We start from the raw sequence: 16,907 nt of genomic DNA, 5'->3' as shown, positions 1-16,907 counted from the left end.
CTTGTCGCTTTTGTTAGAATTGATTAAAGAAAAAAATGCTCAGGTCTAAATGTAGGAACCTCTAAATGGTAGATTTTTGGTCTAACTTTTGAGGGGCGTACAGAATAGCCGAGCATTTTTTTCAAAACTCCTGCCCATACAAACGCACTTCCTGTATGGATTCACAAATTGGAAGCAATGCTTGTTTATCGGTCAACGGTGCTTGAAAAAGATAATTATCCACATAGTAGGTTGGATTAAACGTTTCAGTCAATGGAAGGGAATAAGTATTTGGTTTTAAGCTGCATCGCAGATAGGTAGATTCTGGTAATAGTTGAAATTTTTGCTTGCGATAAAACGCATTCGCGGCAGGATCTTCCTGAGTCCATAATTCACAGTAATGAATATCCTGTTCCAGCATAAGTTGTCGAGCGGTATACCACAATTGTTGCGCAATTTTTCTTTGGCGGAATTCTGGAAGAACGCCCATATGCCAAATAACGCCACCCGCTTGGTTTTTATTTGTTTGTAAGGCAGAGTGCAATTCGATATCCAAAAAGCCTACAAGCTGCCCATCTTCTTCAGCCACCAGTTCAATAGCTTCCTTATACTGTTCTTTTTCCCATCGGATATCTGTGGCATAACTAGTATCAAAAAATGCTAGCAAACGACATTTTATCCATTCTTTTTCATCACTAGTCAGATAATTTCGAATAATCAAATTGTGCAACTCCTCTCTCTCTTATTTTAGCATATGGAACAAGCGGTAAAAGGAATAGGAAACTGCTTTTTAATCAATAATTAGTAAAAATCCGTGGATTTTAAGCTAGAAATCATAAGAAAAAATGATGGTTAAAAAGATTGAAACCGAATGCAAATGAACATATAATGAGACCATGTTCATTTGAATAATTATACGGAAAAATAAGTATTTAAGTTGTTTGAAGGTATTTTTTGGAAAGGAGGAATTTTATTGAAAAAATATTTTAAGCAATATAAATTATTGTCGGTCACATATTTTAGTTCTGCCATATTTGCTGCTTTTATGACAGTATGTATTGCTTTTGTCTATCAGTTTTTATCTGAAGCAGCAACGAAAGGGGACCTCAATCATTTTATAAAAATCTCTTTGCTGGCTATTGTTTATTTTATAGTAGAAGTTATTTCAGATTATTTGCCCCGACTAACATCCACTAAATTAGTCCAAACAATTATGGATGCTTTAAGAAATGATCTGACTACCCGTTATTTAGATGAAGACATTCTGAAGAGCATGAAAGAACCTTCTTCTTCAAGAATCGCTCATATGACAAATGATTTACAGATTTTGGAGACAAATTATCTTAGACAGATAGTGTTTTCAGTACAGGTAATTGGCGTGTTCATCATTGCATTTATTTCTTCTTTTATTGTAAACGGTCCTTTAGCAAGCGTCATGATTCTTTTAGCCTTTGTACCATTTTTCAGTCCACTACTAAGCAAACATGTCTTAAAAGGGAAACGTTCTTTTTGGCAAGACAATAAGAATACGTATTTAGCAAGGTATGAGGAATTCTCAAAAAATTTAGCTTATCTGAAAATAAGTAATGCTGCCTTTCGTTTTAAACATAAACTACAAATTACCAGTGGGAAAGTCAAAGATGCCGCTGTTGATTTTGAAGCATCTCAGGGAAAGACTTTCACCATCATCTATGGTCTTGGAAATATCGTCTATTCAGGAACTTGGATCGTCGGTGGTTTTTTTGTATTAAATAATCGAGCAACTTTACCAGAACTGATTGCGATGACTACGCTAATGGGAACAATAGCCGGACCGATTCAGGCTTTTTCCAATTGTTACACGGAAATTACTTCCAGTAAACCGATTGCAGATAGAATACTGAGTTTATTGAAAGAGGAGCAACAGCAGCAGGATAGGGACTATGAAGTTACAGGAATAGAAACGATTTTACTTGATAACATAACGTTTGATTACAATAAGGTGCCTATCATTAAGGATATAAGTTTTACCTTTGAAAAAGGAAAGACCTATGCAATAAAAGGACGCAGTGGAACAGGGAAAAGCACATTACTGGAAATAATCATGGGCATAAGAAAACCAAAAAGCGGCAGTGTTTTCGTCAATAATAGAAACATTGCTTCAATCAAGCAAGCAACAGTTTTTGGACAGATAGCGTATATTCCACAAAAAACAGCAATTTTTGAAGGAAGTATCCAAGAGAATGTTGCGCTCTTTCAAAATTTGGATGATGGACAATTTAAAGAAGCAATGAAAAAAACAAATCTTCAAAAGTATAGCGAAAACAAAGAGACCTATAAACTCGATATGGAAAATAAATTGAGTGGTGGGGAGGAACGCAGGCTAGATATTGCTAGAGGGATTTATACCGATGCAGATGTGTTTATTTTTGACGAACCCACATCTGGATTGGATTTGGAGAATGAAAATTTGATCTCCAAAATTATTAGTGGAATAAAGAATAAAATCGTCATTGTTGTCACACATTCAGAAAATGAACAATTTATTCAGTCATTTGATTATGTAGTAGAGTTACGGGATGCTCACTTGCAAATGATAACGGCTGATGAAGCAACCCACAAAAAAATACCCGTCAGTGGGTAGCTGACGGGAAAGGGAGTAAAAAATGAAAAAGTGTTTTGTTAGGGTTGTTTATTGGGATGAGTATAGATTAACCAAAAGATGTGAACAAATCGTGACGAAAATGTTTCAAAAAATAAAAATTTGTTTTTAATCAAAAAAATACCCGCCAGTGGGTAGCTGGCGGGAAGGAGTTAAAAATGAAAAAGTGTTAGTTAGGGTTGTTTGTTGGTATGCTTATATAGTAAGGAATAAATGTGAATAAATTGTGACGAAAGTCTTGGAAAGTTGTTAAGATTAGTTTAGAAATCTAAAGATCCAGATTGGCGGCAGAGAAGGTGTCGCCGTGTTCAAAATCACCGTACTGATAACCCCGTTCAAACCAAGCAACCCGTTGAGCAGATGTTCCGTGGGTAAAACTATCCGGCACAACATAGCCCTGTGCTTGTTTTTGCAAGGTATCATCTCCAATTTGGTTGGCAGCATACATCGCTTCTTCGATATCCCCTACTTCTAAAATCGGTTGCCCGTTATAGGTTTCTCCAGCAAGATATTTAGCAAAAGAACCGGCAAAATAATCGGCTTGCAATTCTTGACGGACACTGTATTTGTTGAATTCCGTTTCAGAAAGTTGCTGGCGCAATTTTTCGATTTGCTGTGTGATTCCTAACTCATACTGGACATGGTGTCCGACTTCATGGGCAATGACATAAGCCATGGCGAAATCACCGGAGGCTCCGAATTGATTGGCTAATTCATCTGCAAAACTTAAATCCAAATAAACTTTTTGATCGCCGGGACAATAAAAGGGACCGATGGCTGAGCTGGCTTGTCCACAAGCTGAGCGAACACTGCCGGAATATAAGACAAGGGTTGGGTTCGTATAGGAACGCCCACTTTCTGAAAAAGCAGCGGTCCAGTAATCTTCCAAGTGAGCAAAAACAACGGAAGCAAATTCAGAGGTTTCCGAATCAGCGGCAGGATCGGCTTGCTGAACAATCGTCGTGTCGTAATTTCCACCGGCACCTTCACCTTCGAGAATAGAACCGAGGTCAACGTTGCCGCCGGAAAAAAGCAGCGAGAAGATGACTAGAAGCAACATTCCAATACCTCCACCACCAAGAAGCTTTCCTGAAACTGGCGAGGAACTGCGGCGGTCTTCAACGTTTGAGCTGCGGCGATCGCCTTTCCAACGCATGTCATCACATCCTTTTAATGATTGATTGCAGAGCTTAGATTACGAAGTGTTTTATACAAAATAATAAATTGTTCGTCTTCTCCTGAATAATCCCATAAGAAAATGTTGATGTCTGGATAACTGTCTTTTAATAGCAAGGAAGAGCTGATAACAAGATCATAGGCGGATTTTTGCTGCCGATCATAGCGTTCGACGTCAACAAAATGCAGGTCCTCCAAAAATTGATACAATCCTTTGACCAGCAAGTAGTTGTGTTCTAGCGCAATACCTACTTTGACTTTTTTCGTGTGTTTTGCCCGATCATAGAAAGGAAGCAAGACATCTTTGAAAGCTTTGGTCATCAGTTCTTGTGTTTGTTCGGTGATATAGCCGGTTTCTGCGTTTTCATTTGTCGCTTTGTAGTCCGTAAAAAAGGCAGAGATTTTTTGTTCGATCTCCCGAATCGTGCCATCTTTTTTCCGTGGGGCAACCACTAGACGTTGGATGATTGGGAAGGGTTGTTTAAAAATGTAAAAAGCAAACGTAATGTTTATCAAGTTGCCCAAAATAATCGGCTGATCTAAAATCTGTGGCCGTTCGTTGAAAAAATTCTCTTTTGCAAAAGCAATGAAAGCAGTGACTAACGGATAAATTGGGTTTTCTCTTGTGGAAAAATCCTGGATTGTCTGCTGCAAAGTCGGATCATCTTCGCGGGTATAAAACGGCATAAAGTGAGCGAGAAAATAGATATAGCTGGTCTCTGCTTTGACTTGACGCGGTGCCAAGGAATCCCCAAAATGCTCTTTGAATTTTTTGAAATCATAATAAGGATTGTTCAACATCAAAAAATTATAGGCTTTGTCATACTTAACAAAATGTTTTTTTTCGATTCGAGAAAGGACGATTGCGGCAAAATAGCGCAGTTCCAATTGTCCCATGTACGTACGTGACAAAGGAAAGTAATTGCCGAAATCTTTGACCAAGGCATCGGCTTTTTTTTCAGAAATGGCAAAGGGCCAGTCTAATCCCCGTGCCCCCAGCCAGACGATATTAAACAAAGCCAACCGAACCAGCCGTTCATCGCCTACCATACTTGCTTCGGTGTAGGTGAAGCGGATGTTGAATTTTTTTAAATGACGTTTCAATTTGTCAATTTTACGAGAAACCGTTGACCGACTGGAGTGGTAACGGACACAAAAATCATCGATAGATGGATTTTCTTCGTTTAAAAAATAGAGAACAAATTGAAACGGAATCGAGCTTTTTAATAAATGATAGCGGTACTTATCGATGGTAAAGGATAGATTCAAACAATTCACTTTTCCGGCACCCACAAAAATCGACTGATAGTGAGGATCCAGCTCACTCAATTCTGCATCGATTTCTGTCAAGTCGATCACTGTTTGTTGGTAATTCAAGTTCATCTCCGTGGCAATTTGCGATACGGGATAGCTTGTCTGCCCCACCGACATCAGTTTTTTATATAATTGATATTTTAATAATGTGGTTGAATCCATTATTAATTCTTCGTACAACATAAAACACCCTCCTATGAACCTTACTCCCTACAAATATTGTACCGTTTTTTTTTATTTGCTGTCAGTTGAAAACCTCGCAAAATGATCAAATACTGCAATTAATTTTCTTTTTCTGACCGTTTTGTCAAACTCAAAAGAATTCCAAGGAGAAAGCCCAGTCCTGCTGGTAAGATCCAGCCCATTCCGATAGCGAAAAAAGGCAGGTAGTTTTCAGCGGCAGAAAGTAAAAATTGTACGAAGGAAGTTTCTTTGATTAATGCAGGAGAAGCATTCAGCCCATCCAAAATCGAAGCAATCAGCGTGAAAGCTGTTGTCATTTGATAAACGATTTGATGGTGCCCAAACAACGGACTCAACAAGGCGAGTAAAATCAAGGTCATCGCCAGCGGATAAATAAACATCAAGACCGGTGTGGAAAATTCAATGATCTTTGTTAAGCCAACATTGGCAAAAATGCCCGGTAAAATACTGGCAACTGCGATAAAAAGTTGATAGCTTCTACGGGGAAACAATTCGACAAAGGTTTCAGCAAAGGCGGTAATCAATCCAATTGCTGTTTTTAGACAAGCAGTGATTACAATCAACGCCAAGAGAAAACTTCCCGTTCGTCCCAGATAGTGATTGGCGATTTGCGCCAATGCCACACCGCCATTTTCACTAATAGGAAATTTTCCTAAACTCATGGTTCCCATGTACGCTAGCAAGGTATAGATGATTCCCATCAATAAAATACTGATGGAACCGGATTTTACTGTATCAATAGCAATCGTTGCCGGTTTTGTAACCCCCATCCCTTTGATAGTGGTAACGATAATAATCCCGAATGCCAAGGAAGCTAAGGCATCAAGGGTGTTGTAGCCTTGCGTAAAGCCGGTGAAAAAAGGATGAGTATCGTAAGAAACTGCGACGTCAGCAGAAGAGACCGTACCCATCGGGTTTAAAAAGGCGAACAACAATAGAATGCCCAGCAATAGTAAGAATAGGGGATTTAAAAATTTTCCTACGTAATCCAGCAATTTTGTTGGTTTGCGGGAAACCCACCAAGCCAGTGCAAAAAAGAGTAGACTGAATACCGCTAAAAAAAGAGTATGAGATTCCTGTGGGACAAACGGAGCGACTCCGATTTCAAACGAGGTGGTAGCCAGTCGAGGCAAAGCAAAAAAAGGACCGATTACAAGATAAAGCAAGATGGTAAAGACCATCGCATACTTTTTATTAATCCGGGTGGCTAAGTCATACAAGCCACTGCTTTGTGACATACCGATCGCCACGACACCAAGAAAAGGCAGTCCAATCCCAGTGATCAAAAAGCCCAAATTGGCAAAGAAAATATTCCCGCCGGCTTCTTGTCCCATGTGAACGGGAAAAATTAGATTTCCTGCACCAAAAAACAAACCAAACAGCATGGAACCGATGAATAAATAATCTTTAAACGTTAATTTTTTCTCCATTTTCTACCCCCTAAAAGAAATGTATTTCTCCAAAAATAGCAAAATTCTTCAATTTTCGCAAGAATTTTCTAAATTTTCTATACAAATAAGCGTTAATTAAACCCAAACTAAAAAGAACGCCTGAAATCATTTTAACAGATTTCAGACGCAAAGAGCTATTTCTTTTCGAATTTGAGGTAGTAGATACCTAGTAAAATAAGGAACCAGACTGGCGTGACCAGTGCGGCTAAACGGGTCTCCGGTGAAAGCAGCAAGACAACGAAAACAAAAAGCAAGAAGGCAAATATCAAAATATTGCTTAATGGATAAAACGGCATTTTGAAGGAATGATTCTTTTTGCCAATCATGCTGCGGCGATACTTCATGTGAGTAAAGACCAACACGCCCCAAACAAACAAGAAACATGTCGTGGCAATACTTGTTACGACCGTAAATACTTGATCCGGCATAAAAAAGTTTAATACTACGGCAACAAAAATTACCAATGCCGAGAAGAATAAAGCTTTTCCGGGAACTTTGTGGGTGGTCAACTTGGTGAAACTCTTAGGGGCACTGCCTTCTTGTGCTAAAGACAACAGCATCCGACCGGTACTGTAAATTGCGCTGTTACAGGCAGAAGCGGCGGCGCTCAAAACGACGACGTTGATCACCGTTGCAGCGACAGTGATTCCAATCTCAGAAAAAACTTCCACAAAAGGACTTTCGTTGGTTGCCAAACTATTCCATGGATAGATGGCCATAATTGCAAACAACGAACCAAGGTAAAAGAGAATAATCCGAATCGGGATATTATTGATGGCTTCCGGCAAAACTTTTTTAGGATTTTCCGTTTCTCCGGCAACTAACCCCACGAGTTCGATGCCCACGAAGGCAAAGGTCACCATTTGAAACGAAAGGATGAAGCCTTTTCCGCCTTTTGGAAACCAACCGCCGTGGCTCCAAAGATTTGAGACTTGAACCGGACCGGCAGAAGTTTGAAAGCGAGTCACGATCATGTAACCGCCGATTGCAATCAAGGCGATGATTGCCACGACTTTGATCAGGGCAAACCAAAATTCCAATTCACCGAATAACGAAACGGCAATCAGATTTAAGGAAAGGAGCAGAGCAAGGGCGATGATTTCCGGCAGCCATTGTGGAATTGTAGGGAACCAATACTGCACATAAAGGCCCATTGCAGTCAAATCCGCCATTGCAATCGAAATCCAGCAAAACCAATAAGTCCAGCCGGTGATAAAGGCCCATTTTTTTCCTAAATATTCAGCAACAAAATCTAAAAACGAGTGATTCTCTACATTTGAAAGCAGCAACTCTCCTAAAGCCCGCATAATCAAAAAACAAATTCCGCCGGTAATCATATAGGCAAATAAGATGGAGGGTCCCGCCAATTGAATCGATTTACCTGATCCTAAAAACAACCCGGTACCGATCGCTCCGCCAATCGAAATCAATTGGACGTGACGATTTTTCAGCCCGCGTTCTAATTCTTGTTTCTTTTCCATAGTTTTTTCATCCTAACATTTTGTCATACCTGCCATTTTAGCGAAATTTTCTGAAAATTTCAATCAGAATCGTGAATTCGTTAAAATCTACAAAAAAATCGGCTGATAGATAATCAGCCGATAAAATGGTTATCTTTCTTTTAATACCCGATGTAAAAATTCTTTGGTTCGTTCTTCTTTCGGATGAACAAAAATGTCTTCTGGCGTTCCTTCTTCGGCAATGACCCCTTTATCCATAAAGATCACTCGGTCAGAAACTTCTTTGGCAAAGCTCATTTCATGGGTCACAATCAGCATGGTCAATCCGGTGTGTGCCAAATCATCCATGGTTTTAAGAACTTCTCCCACCATTTCCGGATCAAGAGCAGAAGTCGGTTCATCAAAAAGCATAACATCCGGTTCCATTGACAGCGCGCGGGCGATTGCCACCCGTTGTTTTTGTCCACCAGAAAGCTGTGACGGACGAGCATCGACAAACCGTTCCATTCCGACTTTTTCCAAGTTTTCTAACGCTACTTGTCGCGCCGCAGATTTGTTTCTTTTCAATACAGTAGTTTGTCCGGACATACAGTTTTCCAGAACGTTCATATTATTGAATAAATTAAAGGATTGAAAAACCATCCCCAAATTTGTGCGGTATTTTGACAAGCTGTAATCTTTGCCTAAGACATTTTCTCCTTTATAAAGAATGTCGCCGCCAGTAGGTTTTTCCAGTAAATTGATGCAACGTAAAAGGGTAGATTTCCCGGAACCAGAAGAACCGATGATCGTTACTACTTCTCCTTTGTTGACTTTCAGATTGATATCTTTTAACACTTCATTTTCACCAAAGCTTTTTTGCAGGTGATTGATTTCGATAATTGTATTCGACATGTACTGCCTCCTCATTCTTAGGCAGAAAAGTTCAACCGATTTCTGCCGGTAATCTTGTCTCGCTTTATTTTTCTTGGGGAAGAACTTCTTCTTCATCTAATTGAACATAAGAAGCTGGACCATCGATCCGTTTTTCCACCAGACGCAAAATCCGAGTGATCGTAAAGGTCATCACAAGATAAATGATGCCGATAATCGTAAAGACTTGGAAGAATTGGAAGTTCGCACCTGAGGCGGAATTTCCTTGGAAGAACAGGTCAGCAACACCAATAACACTTAAAACGGAAGTATCTTTAATATTGATTACAAATTCATTTCCGGTTGCCGGTAAAATGTTTCGTAAAACTTGCGGCAAAACAACTTTGCTCATGGTTTGATTATGGGTCATTCCGATGGCTTGCGCCGCTTCAAACTGTCCTTCATCGACTGCGAAAATTCCTCCCCGAACGATTTCGGACATATAAGCACCAGTATTGACGGAAACGATCAGCAAAGCAGCAACGGTTTTGTTTAAATTCAAGCCAAAGGCCAATGCCAAACCGTAGAAGATAACCATTGCTTGTACCATCATGGGGGTTCCTCGGAAAATTTCAATGTAAAGAGACAATAGCCAGTTAACGATTTTTTGGAAAATAAAAGTCAGTTTATTTTCCGATTTCGGTACGGTCCGAAAAACGCCAATCAGCAAACCAATCGTTGTTCCAGCAATCGTACCAAACAGCGCTACGCCCAATGTTAATAGGGAGCCTCGTAAGAACAACATGCCGTATTGGCTGAGGATTTTTTTGAAATCTCCTAAAAGTCCCGCATCTTCTTCGCCTTCATCTGTAGCGGCAGGTTGATCTTTGATGGCTTGATCCATTGTTTCAATTCGAGTGGCTGAAGAAATTCCAGCTAAAATCCCGTTGACCTTTGCTACATCCGGATCGCCTTTACGCATTCCGACAGCGATTTGAACGTCTTCTGGATTGGTTTCAAATCCTTGTCCATCTTCAAACTCGATCATTTTCATTTTTTTATCAACACTCTCAGCGGTGATGCCTTCTGGACGTTCGCTGACATAGCCATCGATCACACCGGAGGATAAGGCAGTTCGCATGGCAGAAAAATTATCCATCGCCTGTTCTTTTTTAACATCAGGAATTTGATCGATCACATTGTAATGGAAAGTATTTAATTGGGCGGTCAGTGCTGCACCGGCAAAATCCTCGATACTTTTTGCGTCTGCATATTTGCTGTCAGCTTGCGTAACAATAACCAATTGAGACTCGTAATAGGGGTCCGTAAAATCAATTTCTTTTTTTCGTTCCGCTGTTGGAGACATTCCGGCGATGATTGCATCGATTTTTCCTGATTGTAGGGCAGGTGCTAAGCCATCCCATTTGATTTGTTGAATGACTAATTCTTTTCCTAATCCTTCAGCAACTTTTTTGGCAATTTGGACATCATAACCGCCTGCATAGGCTTGTTGCCCACTGATTTTCACTGCACCATTGGCATCCGTTTGCTGGGACCAGTTGAAGGGAGCATACCCTGCCTCCAACCCTACGCGAAATTCATTTTCAGGTGTTTTTTCATCTGCCAAAGCGGTTAAGGTTCCCCCTAATCCAATGATTGACAAAATGAACGCAAATAATACTGTTACCGAAACCTTTTTTTTCATAACTTTCTCCTTTTTTCCATTTTTTTGAACGAGATAAAGGGTATCAATTGCTGGCATCGTCGAAAAAAAAGACAGCCGTACCCTATGAAAAGGAACGGCTGTGGACTGACTGGTGATTAGTCGACAAGCCTCTCACAAAAACATAGCGCATCTTAGCAAGTTGCTAAGACAGTCCGCAAGCTATTGACTTGCGTCCCAACAAATAAACCAAGCAAAGATTTATTCATTTCGGCGATGTTCCCTAGTCCTGTTTCTGCGCATTTGCTTTGCTCCACAGGGGTAATGAACCTCGCGACCTCTACCTCAGTGAATGAGGCATCTCGTATTCAGTTGTTTCGTACACCTAAAAGACTACCCGAATAAAAAGGGCTTGTCAATCGATTTGCGTATAAAAACGCAAGAAATATTATAGTGATGGATGCTAATCCTTTGTCAGAATAGTTTCACATTGGTAGTATTGATAATTATGCATAAAAATTGTATATAAAAAACAAGCGAAACAAATCTTCCGCTTGTTCAAAAGTCTAAGCTGCTTTAGCTTTAGGTTCACGACCTAAAATTGCTTGAACAACAGTCAAACCGATCAATAATCCTAGAATCAAATAAATCAGGCTTGAATATTGTGTGATGCCCCAACCCCATGTACGATAAACGGCTAATGAGATCGCCAACACGATAGCTGCGATTACGTTGAACAAACCAAATGCCCAAAGATTGCCATTTTCTTTGCGAGCTAGATAAAAAATTGAAAAGAAGACGCTCAATGCTAACCAAGCGATACAAACAAGAATGATTGCCCAGTAAATAATAAATGGTACCATATAGATTCACCTCACTTTTATTCCATGGTCATTTTACCACGTTTTCCAAAGGGTGTCATGAGGGGATCGGTGAAACCTGCAAGAAGTTAAAAAATTGATTGACGATTTCGATGCTTTAGGATAGTTTTTAAGAGATAAATTGAAAAAAGGGAGTGTTTGGTATGTGGTTTGCTTCGGCGATCATTACGATTTTAGCGTGGGGGGCAGCAGATCTTTTCTACAAAAAAGGCAATCAGGAAGCAGATCGCCACAGTGCGATGAAAACCACGATCATGGTGGGGCTGGTTATGGGTCTGCACGTGCTGTTTTATTATGTGGTCTATCAAGGAATCAGCTATGATTGGAAAAATCTGTTGCTGTATTTGCCGGTTTCTGGCATGTATATTTTATCAATGGCAATCGGTTATTTCGGGTTGCGTTACATTGAAGTATCCATTTCTTCTCCTATCAGTAATTCTTCTGGTGCAGTGACTGCCGGATTGGGCTTTTTGATTATGGGCAATCGCATCAATGGTATTCAGTTGGCAGCAATTCTGTTGATATTGGTGGGGATTTTGTTACTGTCGATTTTTGAGAAGCAGCAAGATGATGCCGAATTGGTGGCAGAAGGGGTCCGTGTTGAGAAAAAATATCGGATCGGTGCGATTGCGATTTTGTTTCCCATTTTATACATGGTGATTGATGGACTGGGTACATTTTTAGACAGCTATTATTTGGAATACAAAAAAATCATGCCGGAAGATCAGGGTTTGATGAGTTACGAATTGACTTTCTTTATTGTTGCGCTCCTTTTATGGGGGTATTTGGAAATCGTGAAAAAAGAAAGTGTTCTTGTTTTTCGGGAGCGGGATAAGGGGATTGCGGCTTTGCTTGAAACGTTGGGCCAATTTTTTTATGTGGGAGCGATTTCCACCAAAGAGGCGGTTACTGTAGCACCTGTGATCTCAGCCTATGCCGTAGTTTCTATCCTTTTAGGTCGAATCTTTTTAAAAGAAAAATTAACTGCTAAGCATTATCTTGTGATTGCCGCAATTATGATTGGTATCATGATTTTAGGATTTTATGACGCCTGATAAAAAGAAATAGTTCTTCTGAAATAAGCCGTATCCAATGGGGGACGGCTTATTTAGGCAGAATCATTTACAGGAAAAAACGGCGATGGTAGGGTAGAAGAGAGACGTTGCGAAGCCAAAAAACGGGAGGAAGACGAATGAAAACAATCCTGCTAGTGGGTATTTTAGGCATAGTATTTCTAAGCGGCTGTAGCAATCAACCGACCCAAGAGTCAAGTTCTACGGAAATGACCAGTGACTCCTTGTCAACCGTACCTTCCACCACTGAGAGTGAAGAAATCACCGTTTTAGCAGAAAATTTGACGATTCCCTGGGCAATTGAAAAAAGCGGCGAAACATTTTATGTCTCCGAACGTGGCGGCACTATTGCAAAAATCACCGATGGAAAAGTAGAACGGCAAAAAGTGGATTTAGCCGAACCCTTGTCTGATGCAGCCGAAGCTGGCTTTATGGGATTTGTTTTGAGTGAAGATTTCGACGAATCACAAACGGCTTACGGATATTATACCTATGAAAATAGTGCAACCTTTAGTCGTGTGATTCAATTGAAACTGGAAGAGAATCAGTGGAAAGAAACAAATGTTCTTTTGGATCAAATTCCAGCAGGGAGTTTTCATCATGGTGGACGTTTAAAAATCGGTCCGGATAAAAAATTATACGCCACAGTCGGTGATGCGTTGGATGAAGAGCGTGCACAAGAGGAAACTTCATTGACGGGTAAAATTTTGCGGATGAATTTGGACGGATCGATTCCTGAAGACAATCCGTTTGCTGATTCCTATGTTTACAGCTATGGTCATCGTAACCCGCAAGGTCTGGCGTGGGGGGAAGATGGGCAAATGTACGCCAGTGAGCATGGTGATTCTGCCAATGACGAAATCAATGAGATTGAGGCTGGAAAAAATTATGGTTGGCCGGTGATCCAAGGAAATCAGACACAAACCGGAATGAGAAAGCCGTTGTTTACTTCCGGCAGTGACCAAACATGGGCACCTTCAGGAATGGCTTATCACGAAGACAATCTTTATGTAGCGGCGTTGCGGGGAACGGCCGTGTTGGAAGTGAATTCACCGGGCAAGAAGGTGACGGAACGTTTGACCGAGTACGGGCGCATTCGCGACATCTATATTATGGAGGACCAATTGTATTTTGTTACAAATAATTCTGACGGTAGAGGAACCCCGAATGAAAATGATGATCGCCTTGTGCAGGTTCCTTTGACGAGACTAGCTACTGAGTAACAAAGAACCAACTAAATGGAGAACCAAAAAGTCGGCAGAATTTTTGTCGATTTTTCTTTTTTTATCTGTATCTTTTTTTTAGAAACGGTATACTAAAAGAAGAGGTGATTCAAGATGGAGAGTCAGTTAGAACAGGCGGCAGAAAAGATCCGTCAAGCGAAAAAAATCACGTTTTTAACAGGTGCCGGTGTCTCCACGGCATCAGGGATTCCCGATTACCGTTCGCTGCAAGGGGTTTACCACGGGATGGAACGTCCGGAATATCTGTTGAGCCATGAATGCATGCTGCGGGAACCAGAAAAATTTTATCACTTTGTTTTACATCTCTATCATCCGGAGGCACAGCCAAATGTCATCCATCAAAAAATCACGGAACTAGAACAAACAAAAGAGGTATGGACAGTTTCGCAAAATATTGACGGGTTGCATCGCAAATCCGGCAGCCAAAAATTAGTCGATTTTCATGGAAGCCTGTATCACTGTTTTTGCCGAAAATGCGGTCAAACGGTGCCTTGGCAGGAGTATTTAAAATCAGATCGTCATGCAACTTGTGGCGGACAGCTTCGCCCAGATATTGTTTTGTATGGAGAAGGTTTTTCAGATGAGACCTTGCAGCAAGCAATTGACGCTGTTGCTAACGGGGAGTTGCTGGTGGTTGTAGGGACGACTTTTCAAGTACATCCTTTTTGCGACTTGATTCATTATCGTCAAAAAAATGCCGAGATTTTGGCAATCAATCAAACAAATTTAAGAATGGATGCCCCCTTTACCATGGTGAAAAGTACCGGTGAAGCGGTATTCCAGCTTATTTAATGGAGGAAACGAAATGAAAACAGAAAAAGAAAAAATGATTGCCGGCGAATTGTATTTTGCCGAAGATCCGGTATTGGTTACTGAACGAAAACATTCTCGGGAGCAAATGCATCTGATTAATCATGAATTAGATGGCGATATCCGCAGTCAATTATTGAAGGAAACGTTTGGCCATGTTGCAGGGAAAATCTACATGGAACCAACTGTTGCCTTTGATTATGGCTACAATATCTCAGTAGGAAAAAATTTCTACGCAAATTTTAATTGCACTTTGTTGGATATTTGCCCAATTACGATTGGGGATGCCTGCATGATTGGTCCTAATGTACAATTACTGACGGCTACCCATCCACTAGAACCGGTGAAACGCAACAGCGGACTGGAAAGCGGCAAGCCCATCACGTTGGGAAATAATGTGTGGCTTGGCGGCGGCGTGGTGATTATTCCCGGGGTGACGTTAGGTGACAATGTTGTTGTCGCAGCCGGCAGTGTCGTGACAAAATCATTTGGAGACAACGTGGTGCTGGGAGGGAATCCCGCTAAAGTTATCAAACGGATTGAAACAGAAAAAACGGAAGAACCTTTGACCATTCAACGAAAAAAAATTGATACCTTGGACCGCAAAATCGCCCAATTATTAGAAGAACGAATGGATGCGGTGGCAGAAATCGGCGCAATCAAAAAACAAACAAATACCAACGTGTTAGACAGCAAGCGAGAAGAAAAAGTGCTGGACAATGTGCGTCAAGCAGTCAACAACCCAGCTTATCGGGAAACTATCCAACATTCTTTTGAAGATATCATGAAACATTCCCGTGCATATCAGGCACAAATCAAAGGAGCTGAATGATTTGGAGGGAACTTTGCGGCGAGAAGAAATTTTGAAACAATTACAGGTAGCTGAAAAACCAATCAGCGCAAGTAAATTTGCTCAACAGTTCGGTGTCAGTCGTCAAATTATCGTAGGAGATGTCGCGCTGATGCGGGCAGCAGGGGCGGCGATTATTGCTACTGCCAGAGGATACAAATTTCAAAAAGAGGGAATCGGAAAAACGACTAAAATTGCCGTGCAGCACGATGCTTCTCAGATTCGTGAAGAATTTGAAACGATTTTGGCATTTGGTGGTGAAATCATCGATGTCATCGTGGAACATGAGCTTTACGGCGAATTAGTCGGTGGTCTTTACATTAAAAATGAAAAAGACATCGCTGATTTTCTCAAGAATTATCAAAAAACCAATGCCAGCCTGCTGTCTGAACTGACAAATGGTATCCATCTGCATACCATTTGCTATCAAAAAGAGGAAGATTTGGTCAAAATCAAACAGGCGTTGGCAGACAAAGGAATTTTATATCAGGAAAATTAAGTGAAAGCCAATATACGTAAAAAAGCTGCCGAATATTCGGCAGCTTTTTTGTTCTGTAGCTTATTCGATGACCAATACACCTTTTTCAATAGCGAAAGGATTTTTTTCGTTGATATGATCGTAAAACATTACACCGTTTAAATGATCGATTTCATGTTGAACAACGATTGCTTCGTAATTTTTCAACCGGATTTTTTGTTTTTCCCCTTTTTCGTTGGAATAGCTCACGGTTACACGGGCATGACGAACAACGTAGCCGGGCACCTCGCGATCCACGGACAGACAGCCTTCGCCATCTCCCAAACAAGCACTTTGGACCGAATGGCTCAAAATTTTAGGGTTGTACATGACGGCACTTAAAACAGGCTCGGAACTTTCTGGATCTTCTGATGGCACGTGCACCGCAATGATCCGTTTTGAAATATCCAGTTGTGGTGCGGCTAAACCGACCCCGCCCCGTAACGCCAATTCTTCTGCTTTTACTGGGTCTTGACTATTTTTCAAAAACTCCAGCATATCATGTCCTAATTGAATTTCTTCATCAGTAGGAGGTAAAGGGACTTCTTTTGCAACTTCTCGTAAAGTTGGATTACCTTCCCGAATAATATCATCCATTGTTATCATGTATCTTCCACCTCTAGGATTGTTTTCTTGATTATTGAATAGTTTAACACAAAATTTTTATGCAAGGCAAAACGTTATGAAAATCTTTACGGATTTTAAACGCTAGTGAAATGATATTTCATACATTTGTATAAATAATAGAAAAATCATTGCTTTTTTTGATGGGGTGAAGTATACTCTTTTTGT

General features: G+C 40.6%; 15 protein-coding genes and 1 riboswitch. Of the genes, 6 read left to right on the top strand and 9 right to left on the bottom strand.

The genetic code is table 11. The features are described from left to right. Positions 1-121 precede the first annotated feature (121 nt). Complete coding sequence (locus BN1875_RS08890) at positions 122-700, bottom strand: GNAT family N-acetyltransferase (protein WP_048604495.1); 579 nt, start codon at positions 698-700, stop codon at positions 122-124. 252 nt (positions 701-952) lie between these two features. On the opposite strand from BN1875_RS08890, the gene BN1875_RS08885 reads away from it, so the two are divergent. After that, positions 953-2,602 (top strand): ATP-binding cassette domain-containing protein, encoded by a 1,650-nt coding sequence (locus BN1875_RS08885; RefSeq protein WP_069959641.1) that lies wholly within the window; start codon positions 953-955, stop codon positions 2,600-2,602. A 286-nt stretch (positions 2,603-2,888) separates the two neighbouring features. Here BN1875_RS08885 and ypfJ read toward each other — a convergent pair whose 3' ends face one another. The 7 genes from ypfJ to BN1875_RS08850 form a co-directional block, all read right to left on the bottom strand. Further along, a complete protein-coding gene (gene ypfJ, locus BN1875_RS08880; protein WP_048604494.1) occupies positions 2,889-3,776 on the bottom strand; it encodes a KPN_02809 family neutral zinc metallopeptidase in 888 nt (295 codons plus the stop codon). Between the two features lie 14 nt (positions 3,777-3,790). Further along, complete coding sequence (locus tag BN1875_RS08875) at positions 3,791-5,293, bottom strand: helix-turn-helix domain-containing protein (protein WP_048604493.1); 1,503 nt, start codon at positions 5,291-5,293, stop codon at positions 3,791-3,793. Between the two features lie 98 nt (positions 5,294-5,391). Continuing rightward, positions 5,392-6,744 (bottom strand): branched-chain amino acid transport system II carrier protein, encoded by a 1,353-nt coding sequence (brnQ, locus tag BN1875_RS08870; protein ID WP_048604492.1) that lies wholly within the window; start codon positions 6,742-6,744, stop codon positions 5,392-5,394. Between the two features lie 155 nt (positions 6,745-6,899). After that, the gene (locus tag BN1875_RS08865) at positions 6,900-8,246 is read right to left on the bottom strand and encodes an amino acid permease (protein WP_048604491.1); all 1,347 of its coding nucleotides are present in this window, start codon (positions 8,244-8,246) and stop codon (positions 6,900-6,902) included. A gap of 129 nt (positions 8,247-8,375) precedes the next feature. Further along, complete coding sequence (locus tag BN1875_RS08860) at positions 8,376-9,119, bottom strand: amino acid ABC transporter ATP-binding protein (protein WP_048604490.1); 744 nt, start codon at positions 9,117-9,119, stop codon at positions 8,376-8,378. A 64-nt stretch (positions 9,120-9,183) separates the two neighbouring features. Beyond that, the gene (locus BN1875_RS08855) at positions 9,184-10,782 is read right to left on the bottom strand and encodes an ABC transporter permease subunit (RefSeq protein WP_048604489.1); all 1,599 of its coding nucleotides are present in this window, start codon (positions 10,780-10,782) and stop codon (positions 9,184-9,186) included. Between the two features lie 135 nt (positions 10,783-10,917). Next, positions 10,918-11,091, bottom strand: a riboswitch (Lysine riboswitch). A 215-nt stretch (positions 11,092-11,306) separates the two neighbouring features. Beyond that, on the bottom strand, positions 11,307-11,603 hold the full coding sequence (locus BN1875_RS08850; protein WP_048604488.1) for a hypothetical protein: 297 nt from the start codon (positions 11,601-11,603) through the stop codon (positions 11,307-11,309). Between the two features lie 161 nt (positions 11,604-11,764). Between BN1875_RS08850 and BN1875_RS08845 the strand changes: the two genes are divergently transcribed. The 5 genes from BN1875_RS08845 (at position 11,765) to BN1875_RS08825 (ending at position 16,097) form a co-directional block, all read left to right on the top strand. After that, the gene (locus tag BN1875_RS08845) at positions 11,765-12,676 is read left to right on the top strand and encodes an EamA family transporter (protein WP_048604487.1); all 912 of its coding nucleotides are present in this window, start codon (positions 11,765-11,767) and stop codon (positions 12,674-12,676) included. 137 nt (positions 12,677-12,813) lie between these two features. Then, entirely contained in the window at positions 12,814-13,917 is a 1,104-nt protein-coding gene (locus BN1875_RS08840; protein ID WP_048604486.1) for a PQQ-dependent sugar dehydrogenase, read from the top strand. A 114-nt stretch (positions 13,918-14,031) separates the two neighbouring features. Continuing rightward, a complete protein-coding gene (locus BN1875_RS08835) occupies positions 14,032-14,730 on the top strand; it encodes an NAD-dependent protein deacylase (protein ID WP_048604485.1) in 699 nt (232 codons plus the stop codon). Positions 14,731-14,743: 13 nt separating this feature from the next. Continuing rightward, positions 14,744-15,580 (top strand): chorismate mutase, encoded by an 837-nt coding sequence (locus tag BN1875_RS08830; protein ID WP_048604484.1) that lies wholly within the window; start codon positions 14,744-14,746, stop codon positions 15,578-15,580. A 1-nt stretch (position 15,581) separates the two neighbouring features. Continuing rightward, positions 15,582-16,097, top strand: a complete 516-nt coding sequence (locus BN1875_RS08825) for a transcription repressor NadR (protein ID WP_048604483.1) — start codon at positions 15,582-15,584, stop codon at positions 16,095-16,097. Positions 16,098-16,157: 60 nt separating this feature from the next. Here the strand turns inward: BN1875_RS08825 and def are convergent, their stop codons facing one another. Beyond that, on the bottom strand, positions 16,158-16,721 hold the full coding sequence (def, locus tag BN1875_RS08820) for a peptide deformylase (protein WP_048604482.1): 564 nt from the start codon (positions 16,719-16,721) through the stop codon (positions 16,158-16,160). Positions 16,722-16,907: the final 186 nt, after the last annotated feature.

Source organism: Enterococcus massiliensis (assembly GCF_001050095.1).
Taxonomy (GTDB): Bacteria; Bacillota; Bacilli; order Lactobacillales; family Enterococcaceae; genus Enterococcus_C; species Enterococcus_C songbeiensis.
This window is presented reverse-complemented; position numbering and strand designations above follow the sequence as displayed.